The sequence below is a fragment of the Kocuria subflava genome (genome assembly GCF_012163155.1).
Taxonomy (GTDB): Bacteria; Actinomycetota; Actinomycetes; order Actinomycetales; family Micrococcaceae; genus Kocuria; species Kocuria subflava.
In genome coordinates this window covers 53,216-68,173 of the sequence record NZ_JAAVUN010000013.1, presented here as the reverse complement: position 1 = coordinate 68,173, position 14,958 = coordinate 53,216, and the positions used below count along the sequence as shown (strand labels likewise).

Annotated in this window: 11 protein-coding genes; 9 read left to right on the top strand and 2 right to left on the bottom strand. The window is 65.2% G+C overall.

Annotated elements, in window-relative coordinates:
- Positions 1–42 precede the first annotated feature (42 nt).
- The 5 genes from GTW58_RS08075 to GTW58_RS08055 all read left to right on the top strand — a co-directional run bounded on the left by GTW58_RS08075 (position 43) and on the right by GTW58_RS08055 (position 4,647).
- Positions 43–1,482 (top strand): MATE family efflux transporter, encoded by a 1,440-nt coding sequence (locus GTW58_RS08075; protein ID WP_119932939.1) that lies wholly within the window; start codon positions 43–45, stop codon positions 1,480–1,482.
- Between the two features lie 176 nt (positions 1,483–1,658).
- Positions 1,659–2,540, top strand: coding sequence for a universal stress protein (locus tag GTW58_RS08070; RefSeq protein WP_047689592.1), 882 nt, complete (start codon positions 1,659–1,661; stop codon positions 2,538–2,540).
- Positions 2,541–2,766: 226 nt separating this feature from the next.
- Positions 2,767–3,330, top strand: a complete 564-nt coding sequence (locus tag GTW58_RS08065) for a DUF805 domain-containing protein (protein ID WP_198673428.1) — start codon at positions 2,767–2,769, stop codon at positions 3,328–3,330.
- 147 nt (positions 3,331–3,477) lie between these two features.
- On the top strand, positions 3,478–4,062 hold the full coding sequence (locus GTW58_RS08060; RefSeq protein WP_119932938.1) for a hypothetical protein: 585 nt from the start codon (positions 3,478–3,480) through the stop codon (positions 4,060–4,062).
- Positions 4,063–4,218: 156 nt separating this feature from the next.
- Entirely contained in the window at positions 4,219–4,647 is a 429-nt protein-coding gene (locus GTW58_RS08055; protein ID WP_047689113.1) for a hypothetical protein, read from the top strand.
- Between the two features lie 68 nt (positions 4,648–4,715).
- Here the strand turns inward: GTW58_RS08055 and GTW58_RS08050 are convergent, their stop codons facing one another.
- Both GTW58_RS08050 and GTW58_RS08045 read right to left on the bottom strand, forming a co-directional pair.
- Positions 4,716–4,925 carry a heavy-metal-associated domain-containing protein gene (locus GTW58_RS08050; protein ID WP_232818031.1) on the bottom strand — a complete coding sequence of 70 codons (210 nt, stop codon included), beginning with the start codon at positions 4,923–4,925 and terminating at the stop codon, positions 4,716–4,718.
- A gap of 445 nt (positions 4,926–5,370) precedes the next feature.
- A complete protein-coding gene (locus tag GTW58_RS08045; protein WP_157980485.1) occupies positions 5,371–5,640 on the bottom strand; it encodes a hypothetical protein in 270 nt (89 codons plus the stop codon).
- A 70-nt stretch (positions 5,641–5,710) separates the two neighbouring features.
- Between GTW58_RS08045 and GTW58_RS08040 the strand changes: the two genes are divergently transcribed.
- From GTW58_RS08040 to GTW58_RS08025, 4 genes are all read left to right on the top strand, one after another.
- Positions 5,711–6,277 (top strand): hypothetical protein, encoded by a 567-nt coding sequence (locus GTW58_RS08040; RefSeq protein ID WP_157980484.1) that lies wholly within the window; start codon positions 5,711–5,713, stop codon positions 6,275–6,277.
- An 8-nt stretch (positions 6,278–6,285) separates the two neighbouring features.
- Positions 6,286–8,421 (top strand): glycoside hydrolase family 15 protein, encoded by a 2,136-nt coding sequence (locus GTW58_RS08035; RefSeq protein WP_119932936.1) that lies wholly within the window; start codon positions 6,286–6,288, stop codon positions 8,419–8,421.
- 77 nt (positions 8,422–8,498) lie between these two features.
- Complete coding sequence (locus tag GTW58_RS08030; protein ID WP_168023492.1) at positions 8,499–10,919, top strand: polysaccharide pyruvyl transferase family protein; 2,421 nt, start codon at positions 8,499–8,501, stop codon at positions 10,917–10,919.
- 136 nt (positions 10,920–11,055) lie between these two features.
- A complete protein-coding gene (locus GTW58_RS08025) occupies positions 11,056–14,817 on the top strand; it encodes a proline dehydrogenase family protein (protein ID WP_232818030.1) in 3,762 nt (1,253 codons plus the stop codon).
- Positions 14,818–14,958 lie beyond the last annotated feature (141 nt).

The window sequence follows — 14,958 nt, the reverse complement described above, 5'->3', positions numbered from 1 at the left end:
ACGGCACACCGGGCCGGGGTGTGGCACAGTTTTGACGCGCGGATGAGCTGTATCCGCCCCTGGCAAGGGCATCACCACGGAACAGGAGGGCCAGTGGCCAGAAGACGATCAGCGGCGGCAGGCCGGCGGCCGGTGCGGCGCGACGGCCTCAATCGCCAGATCCTGGCGTTGGCGGTCCCGGCCTTTGGTGCCTTGATCGCAGAGCCGTTGTTCCTGTTGGCGGACACGGTGATCGTGAGCCATTTGGGTACGGACCCTCTGGCGGGCGTTGCCCTGGCCAGTGCGGTGATCCAGACGGCTGTGGGCCTCATGGTGTTCCTGGCCTACTCCACCACCCCGGCCGTGGCCAAGCATGTGGGGGCCGGCCGGATGGCGCAAGCGTTGGCGGTGGGGCGTGACGGCCTGTGGTTGGGAGCGGTGCTGGGTGTGCTGCTGGCCGGGTTGGGTGCAGCCGTGGGGCGCCCGCTGCTGAGCGCCACGGGTGGTTCCGGCCAGGTGCTGGAACAGGCTGTGACCTATCTGCACTGGTCCCTGATCGGGATCCCCGCCATGTTGCTGGTCACCGCCGGAATGGGGGTGCTGCGTGGTCTTCAGGACACCCGCACACCGCTGGTGATCGCCATGGCTGGTGCGGTCTTCAACGTGGGTGCCAACGTGGCCCTGGTCTACGGCGCGGGCATGGGCGTGGCCGGTGCGGCACTGGGAACCAGCATCACCCAGTGGCTGATGGCCTTCACATTCATGGTGCTGTTGGCCCGCAAGGCCGCTCATCACGACGTCGGCGTGGGCACCACTGCGCGCCGGCTCACTGCCCTCATGGGGGTGGGGTCGTGGTTGATGCTGCGCACGGTCTCCCTGCGGGTGGCCCTGATGCTGACGGTGGTGGTGGTGACTGCTCAGGGCGCACATAATCTGGCGGCTTATCAACTGGTCATGACCATCTTCAACGTGATGGCCTACGCCCTGGACGCGTTGGCAATCGCCGCTCAGGCGTTGGTGGGCAAGGAAACCGGGGCGCGGGACCTGCGTGCCCCCGGGGCTGCGGGGCAGGAGGAACGCGACCAGGTCAAGCAGTTGATGCGCCGCATCCTGGTGTTCGGCCTGTGGTTCGGGGTGGTCACCGGATTGGTGGTCGGTCTGGTCCTTCCCTGGACCGCTCCGTTGCTGACCCCGGACGCTCAGGTACAGCGATTGTTCGCCGCAGCACTGGTGGTGGTGGCTGTGGGTCAGCCCCTGGCGTCGTGGGTGTTCGTGCTGGACGGTGTCCTGATCGGTGCCGGTGATGCCCGCTACCTGGCTCTGGCCGGGGTGATCAACCTGGTGGTGTACCTGCCGCTGCTGTTGGTGGTGCATCTGGCTTCACTGGCTCAGATGCCTGGACTGATCTGGCTGTGGGTGGCCTACGCCTTCGGTTACATCGGGGCGCGGGCTGTCACCTTGGGGGTTCGTGTGCGGGGGGATCGCTGGCTGCTCAACGCCTGAATGTGGCGGCTTGTGGCGGGTGTGCACCACGGGAAGTCACCTGGAGAGTCGTTGCCAAATTTCTGGGGCCGAAAAGCACCTGAAGCCATAGAATGGGGGTGGAGAGGCGAAGACGCCAATCTGGGTGACCAACCCATACGTCTCGTCCTCCCTGACCCAGAAGAGAGGGCTGAGCGATGACTGAGAAGATTCTCGTCGGATATGACGGCTCTGCATTTGCGGAGCATGCATTGGATTGGGCCGTTGAAGAGGCCAAGGCAGCCGATGCCCCATTGACCGTCGTGGTTTCCACCGGCCGCCCCGTGGTGGCAGATGCCGCCATCACCGGCCCGTTCCTGGAGAAGATCGAGGAAGAGGCGGAAGAAACCGCAAAGGCCGGCGTGCAGAAGGCGCTGGATGCCGGAGTCAAGGCGGAAGGTGTCCTGGAGCGCGGTGACGTGGCCGGGGTGCTGGTTCATGAGTCCGGACCCAACTCCTTGATTGTTCTGGGCAAGCGTGGACTGCACGGCATCCGTGGGCGTCTGGGCTCCGTGTCCGCAGCCACCGCTGCACACGCCAAGTGCCCCGTGATTGTGCTGCCGGATGGTTGGGACTCCCAGGACGGCGAGTTCTCCGGACGTGTTGTGCTGGCAGTGGACAAGCTGGGCCCCAAGTCCCCGGCGGTCCGCCACGCAGCCAGCTACGCCCAGCGTCACGGCAAGGGCCTGTCCATCGTGACCGTCATCCCCACCATCACCTCCCTGCCCTCCGGCTCCGCCGAGCTGGACAAGGCCATTGCGGACCAGCTCACGGAGCCGGCACGCACCCTGTGCCAGGCGGTCGAGGACGTTGCTCTGGAGCAGGCGCCTGGTCTGGACACCAAGATTCACGTGCTTTCCGGTCGTCCCGCAGATGCCCTGGTGGAGGCTTCCAACTCTGCTGACCTGGTGGTCCTGGGCACCCGTGGCCACGGTGGTTTCCGTGGTCTGCTGGTGGGCTCCGTCTCCCAGGCAGTTCTGGTGGACGCCGTCTGCCCGGTCATGGTGGTCCCCAACAAGTCGGAGGCTGACGCGGACTGATTCCCCCAGTGGGGGAACCTACCCACCCGGGGCAGGCGCCCGTACCGGTTGACTGAAGTCTGAGTCGCAGCGCGGCGGCAGCAACGTCCTCAGTGGCGTTGCTGCCGCCGCGCCGTGCTCTGACTCGACTGGGCCCGTCATGATCTGTCATCAAAGTGCATCTGGGGCTTGCGGAGGCATACGTTTGCAAACGTCAATATGAGTTCCCCTCCTCAAGAAAGCAGTCATGAGCTACGGAATCAACCCTCAGGAATCTGACTCCCAGAACGGCGCACCGCAGCCTGCTGGTCAGTCCCCCTACAGCCAGCCCAGCGCCGGCAACAATGCGGTCGGCCATGGCGCTCAGGGTTACCCGGTGGGATCCCAGCCCGGTGAGCAGGTCAATTTCATGGGCGCCATGAAGAATTTCTTCCGCAAGTACACCCAGTTCAGTGGTCGTGCATCGCGCTCCGAGTTCTGGTGGGCTTATCTGGGCCAGTCATTGATTTTTTTGGCATTGCTGGCCCTGTTCATCATCGCACTGGTCACCATGATCTCCAGCGCGGACCCATACACCAATGAGCCTTCCGGCGGGGCCCTGGCCTTCTACCTGCTCACGCTGGCCTTGATCGGTCTGGTCAGCTTGGCGCTGTTGGTTCCAACCATTGCTGTCACCGTGCGGCGCTTGCACGACACCAACCGTTCGGGCTGGTTCTACTTCATCAGCTTCGTCCCGATGGTGGGTGGGATCATCCTGCTGGTCCTGTGTGCCGGGGAGCCTGACCCCGCAGGTGCTGCTTACGACGCATGAGAGTCAGGGGCGACCAACGCGCCGTCGTCGTGCACAACCAACGGCAGTGGCCGGGTCACGTGACCCGGCCACGGCCGTCTGCGTAACGGGGATTGCGGGTTTACAGTGGCTGGGACCCGTTGAACTCAGCTTGAAAAGAAGGACTCCGTGACCCAGGAGCATTCCGCAGCCGCCCTCCGAGCACTGGCCGCCCCCACCTTGTTCCGAGCCGGTGTGGCCCTGGCTTTCGCGGCAGCCACCATTTTTGTGACCGCACCTTCCCATGCGGTGGGAACGTGGCTGCTGGCCCTGTGGTTCGCGGGGACGGGGGTCGGCATGCTCTGGGCGCAGCAGCGTGCTGCTGAACACCCCAGCCTGGGGCTGGACGGGCTGGAGGCCTCCCTGCGTTCTGCAAGTTTCCTGGCGCTGTTGGCCGCGGTGGCGGTTGTGGTGTTGGGCGGCAGCTTGATGTCCCTGGTGTTGGTGGTTTCCGTGGGTCTGGTGCTGGTGGGCCTGCCTGAACTGTGGGTGGGTTCCACTCGGCGCAAGGTTCATCCGTTGGGGCGCGACTGGACTCTCACGGGGTTGTTGGCTGTGGGTGCGGCCATTGGTGTGCTGCTGGTTTCCGGCCTGGACATGCACGCGGTGCTGGGCGTGACTGGTGGTGCTGCCATCGTCTCCGGGGTGTTCCTGCTGCTGGCGGGTTTGTCCCTGCGTCACGACGCCGCCCGCCGGGAGGCCGCGCAGCCGTGAGCCACGGTTGCACCGGCCGCGTAGACTGGGCCGGTGTGCCAGAGACGCTTGGAGCGTCCCGTAGGTATGACCACAGACCAAGATTTCACAACACAGCGCGTTGCGCCTGGGCAGTCAGGCCCAGCCGTCACGCAGCCACCACAGGAGGAACACCCAGTGTCACGCCAGTCCCGGAAGTCCCAGCGGCGCGCGCCGGACGTCAAGGGGCCCCTGGCCGTGTCCGCAGTGCTGGGTTTGGTGGCCGGTGGCGTGACCAGTTTTGTTGCAGCCGGTGGCACTCAGGACGGCATGCGCGTGGACCTGGGCCTGATTGTGGGCGGCATCGCGTTCATCGCCTCCGTGGTGGTGTGCGCCACGCTCATGATGTTGGAGAAGCCCAATGATCCGGGCTTGGGGGAGGGCTCCGGGGTCAACCGGTCATCGGCCAAGTTGTACGCGCAACGGCGTGCTCAGCGTCGGAGCACGCAGGCCGGTCCCGCCAGCGGCCAGCCGGGTTCGGCGGCTTCTGCGGACACCACTTCACCGGAGGCCAGGGATCACGACGGCGGCCCGGAGTTCGGCAAGCGCGTTCATCCGGAGCAGTAGAACTCTTGCCGGACAAGGCTCGGACATGAGATGAGCCCGTCCCGTTGGGGGCGGGCTCATCTCATGTCTCAAACCACCACGTATCCGGCCTCGTCCACCGCGGATTCGATTTCCAGCGGTGCCAACTCGCGGGTGGATGTGATGGTCACGGGGGAGGGCAGTCCCTCGCGCAGTTCCACGTCCACGTTCTGGACGTCCTCAATGCCCATCAGTTCTTCCGTGACGGCCTTGACGCAGTGTTCGCAGGTCATTCCGGTCACGCCAATGGTGATCTCCACGCGGCATCGCTCCTTCAGGTGAGATGTGTTGCCAAGATCCACCCTATGCCCTTGCGCCAGCCGTGTGCGTATGCAAACATTGCATTAGCGAATGAGGATCCGTCCGTGGTCATTCGCTGCAGATGCCTGGCGGTGTGCCTCACGCTGTCAGTGCATGAACACGGTGCTGAGGTTCCGGCGTGAGCAGCTGCTGGCGCGCACCGTGGGAGCACCGACCTGGTCGAGAACCAGCCAGGTGGAAGGGGGATGCCCCGTGCCGCTGTTTGGGAGAGCAGCAGCACGGGGCGTCTCCGTCTGCATATCAGGCAATAGGTGTTCTGACATGCGGCGTCACGATGGATAACGTTTGCACATCAACTACGCCGCGCCCCGGGGGGACGCAGTAAAGTGTGAGGACCACCACCAGAGCCACCCCGCCGCTGAGCTTCCCTCACCCCTCATGTGCTCATCGGCGCTGCGGCCACCCCAGAAAGATCAGGCGCATGATCTCCGGCCCGTCCACCCTCCGTGGCATTCCAGCCTGTGCGCTGGCCGCTGCCTCGTTGGCGATCGGGATGCCCGTTGCTGGGGGTGCCACGGCCTGGGCGGTGGATGACCTCCCCTCGCCCGCGGCTTCACAAACCCCCACTGCCCCCGATGACACGTCGTCTGCGGCCCCGGTCCAGATGGATCCACCGATGGCCTCCCCGGGTCCGACCCAGGTGGAGCCGGGCACGCCGTCGCCATCTGCTGAACCTGGGACTGCAGTCTCTCCGGAGACGGGTGAGAAAGGCGGTGCCCAGCTCATGTTGGTGGGCACGGTGGTGAACCAGGGCGTGGTGCTGGACCCCACCGTCACCTTGACTGACCTGGCCACCGGGCGTGAGCTCGGTTCTGCCTCCACCAACGCAGCAGGTGACTTCCGCGTGAGCCTTCCGGCTGACGCTGTTGCAGATGTTGATTCGATCGGAGTGACCGTCTCCGGCACCACGCACAGTGGCACCCAGGTCAGTGCATCCGCTGTTGAGGCTGCTGGTGAGGACCCCATCACGGTGCAACGGGCCACCCAGGACTCCTTGCTGGTCATGGTGGACACACCACAGGTCCCCGGAGGAACGCCTGATGCCAGCGTGGTACTGGGATCAGAGGCATCAGTCCTGGAGACCGCCCACGTCCCCGCGGAGAACTCCGAGGCCCAGCCTGCCGAGTTCAACGCTGGAACCCAGACCCGCCAACCCAGCGCCGAAGCCCGCAGCCGGTTGCAGCTCACGGGAGCAGGTGCCGGCCCCGCCGTCATTGTTGGCTCTGGACTGGTTGCCGTGGTGACCCTGGGCGCGGCCATGGTGGTGGCGGGTCGCCGGCGTCGTTCATGATGTAGAGCATGGCTTCCCTGATCGAGGACTACGCGCTGCTCTCCGACATGCAAACGGGCCCCTTGGTGTCCAGGCGCGGGTCCGTGGACTGGCTGTGCGTTCCGCGCTTTGACTCCCCGGCAGTGTTCGGTGCACTGCTGGGCACCGCCAAGGACGGCCGCTGGCTGTTGGCCCCGGCCGCCACCGTGGAGCACGACGGCACCGAGTTGCCCGAGCAGTCCTGGCAGGAGAACTGCCGGGTGGGGGAGCGGTTCTACGCGGAGAACACCTTTGTGCTGCAGACCGTGTGGATCACGGATGCAGGATCCGTACGCGTCACGGACTTCATGCCGCTCACGGAGGACCTCAGCCTGGTGCGCCGCGTGGAGGGGCTCACCGGTGAAGTGGAGATGTTCCAGGAAGTGCGGATGCGCTTTGACTACGGTCAGCTGATGCCGTGGGTCTCCCAGTTCGAATCAGCGGAGGACCCGGTCACGGAGAACCCAGGGGCCACGGAAGTCATTGCGCTGGCCGGACCAGATGCCATGGTGCTGCGCGGGGAACCCATCCCCGCATTCATCCGTGACCAGGAAGGCCCCAGACACGCCGGCCGGTTCACGGTGGCGGCCGGGCAGACCCGCGACTTCGTGTTGACGTACTTCCCGTCGCATCGCACCCCGCCGGCACCCATGGACGTGGGGGAACAGCTGCGGGAAACCAAGCAGCTGTGGCGGGACTGGGACCAGCAGTGGAGTGTGGAGAATCCACGCGAACTCGACCACCACGTGCGGCGCTCGCTGTTGGTGATCCGTTCCCTCATGCACCAACAAACCGGTGGCCTGGCCGGGTCAGCCAGCGCAGCGCTGCCGGAGAAGATCGGCGGAGACCGGAACTGGGATGCCCGATTCACCTGGGTGCGTGATGCCACCTTTGCCCTGGAGGTGATGCTCAACCACGGCCATGACCGTGAAGCTCTGCAGCTGCGCAACTGGTTGCTGCGGTGCCTGGCGGGGGATCCGGAGGCGTTGCAGAGCGTGTACGGACTGGCGGGGGAGCGGGCCACGTCTGAGCATTCGCTGGACCTGCCGGGCTATGAACGCTCACGGCCCGTTCGCGTGGGCAATGGTGCGTCCCGGGCACACCAGTCGGACACGGTGGGGCACGTGTTGGTGGCCTTTGAGAAGCTGCGACGTCGCGGTTTGGAAGAGGACCGGTTGTCCTGGCCGCTGCAGAAGGCGCTGCTGGGTCATGTGCTCAAGCACTACGAGGACGCCGATCAGAGCCTGTGGGAAATGCGCGGGGACCCGCAGTTCTACACACATTCCCGGGTGATGATGTGGGCCGCACTGCAATCCGGTGTGGACGCAGTCAAGATTCACGGTCTGGACGGTGACCTCCAACTCTGGGAGACCCACAGGGACCAACTGGCGCTGGAGATCTGGACCTCTGGTTATGACCCCGCCCAGGGCAGCTTTGTGCAGCACTACGGGTCAACTCACGTTGATGCCTCCTTGCTGTTGTTGCCCACGGTGGGCTTTGTGGCTTGGGATGATCCCCGCATGGTTCGTACCGCTGCCCGCATTGCCCAGGAACTCAGCGACGACGACGGCCTGTTGCGCCGGTACCGCAACGTTCACCTGCCACCGGACTCGCCGCCCGAGGATTTTGAGTCCCAGGTGGGTCAGGACGGTTTTGCCGGGGAGGATGCCGGACACCTGAGTGTGACCCTGTGGCTGGTGGTGAATCTGGCCCACAGTGGTGAGGTGGAGCGGGCCCGGGAGGTGTTGGAGGCTGTGTTGAAACGCGGCAACGACCTTGGCCTGTTGGCTGCTGCCTACGACGGGGACCCTGATTCCGGTGGGCGGATGCTGGGCAATCTGCCGCAGGTGTTGCCGCACCTCAGTCTGATCCAGGCCATCGACGCCATCCATCACGTGACGGCAGGTTCGGCGCACACGGGGCTGTTGGATGACCCGGACAACGACCCCCGACCGGATCAACCCGACCAGACACATGAGTCCGGTGCCGTGGCGCTGCCGGCCATGCAGGAGGCGCTGCGGCAGGCGGGCAATGCTGCTCTGCGTGAGTCCGACGGGGTTGCTCTGCGTGAGTCCGACGGGGCTGCTCTGCGCGAGTCCGAAGGTGACACTGCCTACGGCAGGTGAGAGACCCGTGAGTGAGGATGGACACCAGCCGGGTGCCCGCCTCTGACGGCAACCCGGGTTGTGGGAGGATTTCGGTCATGCGTGTAGCCATCCTCAGCGACATCGGTCAACCCACTTACCACGTGGGTGACGAGGCCATGTGCCATGCCGCGGTGGCTGCACTGAAGGCCCGGGGCATCACTGATCTGGTGCTGCTCACGCGAAATGTCCAGGAGACCTTGAGCCAGTACGACTCCGTCCAGGCGGTCCCCACGCTGACTTTCCCGTGGCCGCCGGCCCAGCGCCAACAGCGCCTGGAAGAAATCGACCAGCTGTTGGCCGGGCAAACAGAGGCGATACCCGAATCGGACCCGGTGTTTGCGCTGATCGAGGTGCTGCGCGGGGTGGATGCGGTTCTGGTGGCCGGTGGCGGCAACATGAACTCGGAGTTCGGGTGGCTGCTTTACGAACGCGCCGCCGTCGTGCGGGTGGCCGAGCGCCTGAACAAGCCCGTGGTGTTCAGCGGCCAGACGCTGGGGCCCAATCTGTCCCCGGTGGACCGTGAGGTGCTGCGTGAGACCTTGGAGAAGGCAACGTTGGTGGGCTTACGGGACCCTGAGTCCCACCGCCTGGCCAACATTTTGTGCCCCAACCACCGTGGTGTGCGCGCCTGTGCGGATGATGCCACCGGCTGGGCCCTGGACGCCCTGAGTTCACGCTGGTCACAACACGGTTCAGAGAACCAGGCCGGTACCACCACTGCGGTGCCCACCATCGACCAGGCCGTGGATGGCCATGTGGACACCACCCCTGTTGAGGTGCGCGAATCCGGGGATCCCACCCGTCCGCGCATTGTGGCAACGTTCGCCAACCGCACCGGAGCATACGGAACGGAAGAGGCGGCGGAGGCCTACGCCGTCGTACTGGATTCCCTGGTGCATCGCACGGGCGGTTGTGTGGAGTTCGTTCCGCACATGGCGCAACCGGGCGAAAACGACCATGACCCGGCGTTTCACCGCAAAGTGGCCGTGCGAATGCACAGCGAGTCCGTACACCGTGAGATCGAATCCGCCGCTGCAAGTGTGCGGCGAACCCTGACCGCAGATTACGTGGTGACCTCCCGCTACCACCCGGTGGTTTTCGGGTTGGCCGGTGGTGCCACGGTGCTGCCGGTGGCGGTGGACAACTTTGCGGAAGTGCGCATGGACGGGGCGTGCGCCACCTGGGGGATCAGCGGTCAGGTCATGCCATTGGGTGCGTTGTTGACCCCGCGTTCCGTGGCGTGGGATCTACGTGAAGCCGCTCAGAAGTGGACCCAGGACATGGTGGAGGGCCGGGAGCAGTTCTCCGATGACCTCCTGGCCAGGCGAGCCGCCGTCCGCGCCAACGCCGCTGCGTGGTGGGACACCGTGGCTGTAGGCCTGACAGGATCAGCACCTGTACCGTCGGAACTGGCGGAAGTGCCACCTGCCGGAGCGGGTTCGGAGATTGCGCGAGCCCTGCGCCGGGACTGGACACGGCCCCAGGCACCGGTGCTGGAATCACACCGGGCCACAGTGGCGATTGTGATGCGCACCAAGGACCGTGCCATCTTGCTGGAGCGGGCCCTGGATGACGTCCTGGCGCAGAGTTTTGCGGACTGGCGCCTGGTGATCGTCAACGACGGCGGCGATCCCCAACCCGTTGACGCCCTGGTGGCAGCACGCGAACGGGAATTCGCGGGCCGGGTCTCCGTGATCCACAACCGGAGGTCCTACGGCATGGAGGCCGCCTCCAACATCGGCGTGCGGGCCACGGACAGCGAATTCCTGTGCATTCACGACGACGACGACCGCTGGCACCCCCTGTTCCTGCAGCGCACCGTGGCGTACTTGGAGCGTCCGTCCTGCACGGATGGTGGCGTGATGGTGCGTACGGAGATCGTGTACGAATCGGTTGACCTGAAGGCCGAACCGCCCGTGATCCATGAAACGGGACGGGAGATTTTCTGGGCGCAGTTGCACTCCATCACCTTGACGGACCTGATGGAGATCAACCGGGCCCTGCCCATTTCCTTCCTGTACCGCCGATCCATGCACGGGGTGATCGGCGACTACGACGAAACCTTGCCGGCAGTCGGTGACTGGGAGTTCCACCTACGATTCGCTCAGGCCGCCACCATCGGATTCATTGACGGCTTGCCCTTGGCCTTCTGGCAGCAGCGCCCGGAGCAGGCCGGCGAGTTGGGCAACTCCATGATCGCCGGAGCTCAGCACCACCGGCAGTACGACCTTGCTGTGCGGGAGCGCCACTTCCAGGAGTGGACCCGGGAGAACGGGATCGGGCTGCCGCTGTTCATGGCGCGGGAGTTCAGCAGCGTTCGGCAACGCATTGAGCACCTGGAGCGGCAGAACGCGGAACTGGCAGTCTTGTTGAGGGAACAGCAGCGGGAGATGCACAACGTGGCCAACGTGCTGGCGGACAATTCGTTCTTCGGTTTCATCAAGCGCAAGCTGCGCCGATTCTTTGGCATTTCCTGAAGACCACCGGCCCGCTCAGGTAGCCGCACCAGCGCGGTGTCCGGCCCGGAATGTGCTTGCCGGAGCATGTGACACAGCAGACATGTGAGTCCCTTAGAGTATTGTCACCGGCCCATTTTTTTGCCCTGTGGAGACCATGGCCGGAGGCCGTGGGAGTGCCACGGTTCCGTCCCAGGGCGAGCTGAAAGAGGGCGCACACGTGTCCAACACCATGCCTGAGAACCCCGGTACCGGCCAGAGACCCGACACGGACCAGCAGATTCCCGCCACCACCCACGGCGGTGCCGATCAGTTGCAGGGCCTTGAAGGTCTGACTGATCTTGTTCAACCCGCCGTTGACCAGGTGAGCGCCTGGTTGGACCGGGCCGATCGTGTGGCCAAGGAGGGCAAGGCATCCTCCCCAGGAGCTGACCGCCTCTCCGCCATCCTCAAGGACCCGGACGGGCTGGAGTTCACCACTGGTTTTGTGGACCGAGTGGTCCGCACCGAGGACAGCAAGGCAGCGGCCAAGGCATTGCAGCGGGTGGCCAAACTGGCACCCAAGAGCTTGTCCAAGGTGGACCGTTCCCAGATTCTGGCCGGTGGAGTGTTCTCTCGGTTGGCTCCGGCCGCCGTGATCCCGGTGGCCCGGGGTCGCCTGCGCCAGATGGTGGGACACCTGGTGGTGGATGCCCGCCCTGAGCCGTTCGGCAAGGCCGTGGCCAAGTTCACCGAGCAGGGCAACCCCCTCAACATCAACCTGCTGGGTGAGGAGGTCCTGGGAGACGCGGAGGCTGACAAGCACCTCAAGGACGTTGACGACCTGCTGGAGCGCTCGGACGTGGACTACGCCTCCATCAAGGTCTCCTCCGTGGTGGCTCAACTCTCCCACTGGGGTTTTGACGGCACCGTGACCCGCGTGGTGGACCGCTTGCTGCCTCTGTACCTCAAGGCAGCTGCTGCCCCGGCCGGTACCAAGTTTATCAATCTGGACATGGAGTTCTATTCGGACCTGCACCTGACCACAGAGGTGTTCATTGAACTCCTGGACCGTGCTGAGCTGAAGGACTTGGAGGCCGGAATCGTGGTCCAGGCCTACCTGCCCGATGCACTGGGCGCCATTCAGCGTCTTTCCGAGTTCGCGGCCCAGCGCGTTGCCGACGGCGGCGCCCAGATCAAGATCCGCCTGGTCAAGGGCGCCAACCTGGCTTTGGAGAAGGTGGATGCCGAGGTCCACGACTGGCCCCTGACCACCATGCCCTCCAAGCAGGCGACGGACGCCAACTACAAGCGCGCCTTGGCCTGGGCTTTCACCCCGCAGCGGCTGTCCGGAATGCGGATCGGCGTTGCCGGGCACAACCTGTTCGACATCGCATTCGCCCACCTGCTGGCCGAACAACGCGGGGTCACGGACCGGATCGAATTCGAGATGCTGCAGGGCATGGCCGTGGAGCAGTCCGTGGCGGTGTCCGAAGATGTGGGCCGAATCCTGCTCTACGTCCCGGCCGTTCGCCCCGCCGAGTTCGACGTGGCCGTCTCCTACCTGGTCCGCCGCCTGGAGGAGAACGCAGCCAGTGAGAACTTCATGTCCGGGATCTTTGAGTTGGCACCCGGCAACGCCATCTTTGAGCGTGAGGCCGCCCGGTTCAAAGCCTCCGTGCAGCAGTTGATGGAAGAAGGCATCGCCCTGGATGGTGACCAGGCACCTGAGCCGCACCGCAACCAGGACCGCGCGGGCGAGGCCAACGGTGGTTACCAGGGGCACCAGCCGCTGGATCAGCCTTTTGTCAATGAACCTGACACGGACGTGTCCGTGCCGGCCAACCAGCAGTGGGCCGCCGAGATCGCCGAACAGATCACGGACCGCCGCTGGTACGACTCCCTTGCGCTGCCCGACGGCCTGGATGAGGACGGGGTCGCCGTCGTCGTGGAAACCGGGCGGCACGCCGCCAAGCAGTGGCAGGCCCGGGGAGCGCGTGAGCGCGCGGAGATCCTCAACCGCGCCGCTGACATCCTGGGGGAGCGCCGCGGTCACCTGATGGCCGTTGCCGGCGCTGAAACCGGCAAGGCCCTGCCGCAGAGCGACCCCGAGGTCTCTGAGGCCATGGATTTCTGCCGCTGGTACGCGCGCCGGGCCCTGGAACTGGAGCAGGTGGACGGTGCGGTGTTCGACCCGGACACCCTGGTGCTGGTGACCCCGCCGTGGAACTTCCCGTTGGCCATTCCGTGCGGTTCCACGGTGGCGGCGCTGGCGGTGGGGGCCGCCGTGATCCACAAGCCCTCTCCGCAGACCAAGCGCTGCTCGGCTGCGATCATCGAGGCGTTGTGGGATGCAGGTGTTCCGCGTGAGGTGCTCCAGCTGGTGGACTCCGTGGAAGGCGACACCGGCAAGGCGTTGGTCTCCCACCCCGGTGTGGACCGGGTGCTGCTGACCGGCGGATACGAAACCGCTGAACTGTTCGGTGGTTGGCGCACCGGGCGGCCTGTGACCGGTGAGACCTCCGGCAAGAACGCCCTGGTGGTCACACCCGCAGCCGACCGCGACCGAGCGGTGTGGGATCTGGTGACCAGCGCCTTCGGTCACGCAGGACAGAAGTGCTCTGCGGCGTCCCTGGGCATTCTGGTGGGCTCCGTGGGGACCTCTGAGCGTTTTGAACGCCAGTTGCTGGACGCCGCCGAATCCATGGTGGTGGACTGGCCGCAGAATCTGCAGGCCGTGGTGGGCCCCGTCATCAAGGAACCGGAGGGCAAACTGCGCCGCGCCCTGACTCAACTCGACGACGGCGAAACCTGGCTGCTGGAGCCCAAACAACTGGATGACACGGGGCGGCTGTGGCGTCCCGGGATCAAGAAGGGCGTCAAACCCGGATCCTTCTTCCACCTCACGGAGGTCTTTGGCCCCGTGCTGGGGCTCATGCACGCCAAGGACCTGGGTCAGGCCCTGGAATGGCAGAACGCCGTGGACTACGGGCTGACTGCCGGTGTGCACTCCCTGGACGCCACAGAGGTTGAGCGATGGCTGGAGGGTGTGAAGGCCGGCAACCTGTACGTGAACCGGGGGATCACGGGTGCCATCGTGCAGCGTCAGCCGTTCGGTGGTTGGAAGAAGTCCTCTGTGGGGCTGGGCGCCAAGGCTGGTGGGCCCAACTACCTGGCCCAGCTGGGGACCTGGTACAAGGCAGGATTCCACCGGGACACCACCGGCGGCAGTGCCCACCCCGTGGTCTCGGCCGTGCTCTCCTCCGCGGAACTGGCCAACACGCTGCCGGAACCGGACCTGGCCTGGTTGCGTTCATGCGCAGCCGTGGACCAAAAGGCCTGGGACGGTGAATTCGGCGTCACCAAGGACCCCACCGGCCTTTCTGTGGAGGCCAACCTGTTCCGCTACCGTCCGCGTCGTGTGGTGGTGCGCGCAGCTGAGGATGCACCCGTCACGGACGTGGTGCGGGTGGGACTGGCAGCAGCGCGCTCCGGTTCCCATGTGGTGCTCAGCCCCGCGCCGCGAATCGCTGACGAGTTGCCGCTGGTGGCGCGGGACCTGTTCTCAGGTGTTCTGCCTGCGGCCACCGATGCCGAGTTCCGCGAGCAGGCGGTGGCCCGCGTGCTCAGCGGTGACGCCGTGGAGGCTGACCAGGCCGAGGCAGCCGGGGCCAGCGACACCGAATCGCAGCGAACCCCGGCCGAGGACCTGCACGCCGGTGCCCGCATCAAGCTGATCGGCACGGACGTCAATCTGGGTGCCGCACTGGGGGCAACTCCGGACGTCGCAGTGCTGAGCCACCCGGTGGTTGGAGCTGCTCGAGTGGAACTCATGGAAATGCTCCATGAGCAGGCAGTTTCCATGACCATGCACCGGTTCGGAAATCCGTTCCCGGATATGGAATCCCTCAAATCTCGGCTGATGACAACCGTTTCATAACAAAATCTTGTTGTGGATGATTCAGGGCCAAGATCCTGTTGTGATGGACAACTGCGGGATCTTGGCCCCGAATGCACATCACGATTCATACCTATATGATGATGCCTCATCAGGGGTGCAAGTTCTGCACGTCAAAGAACC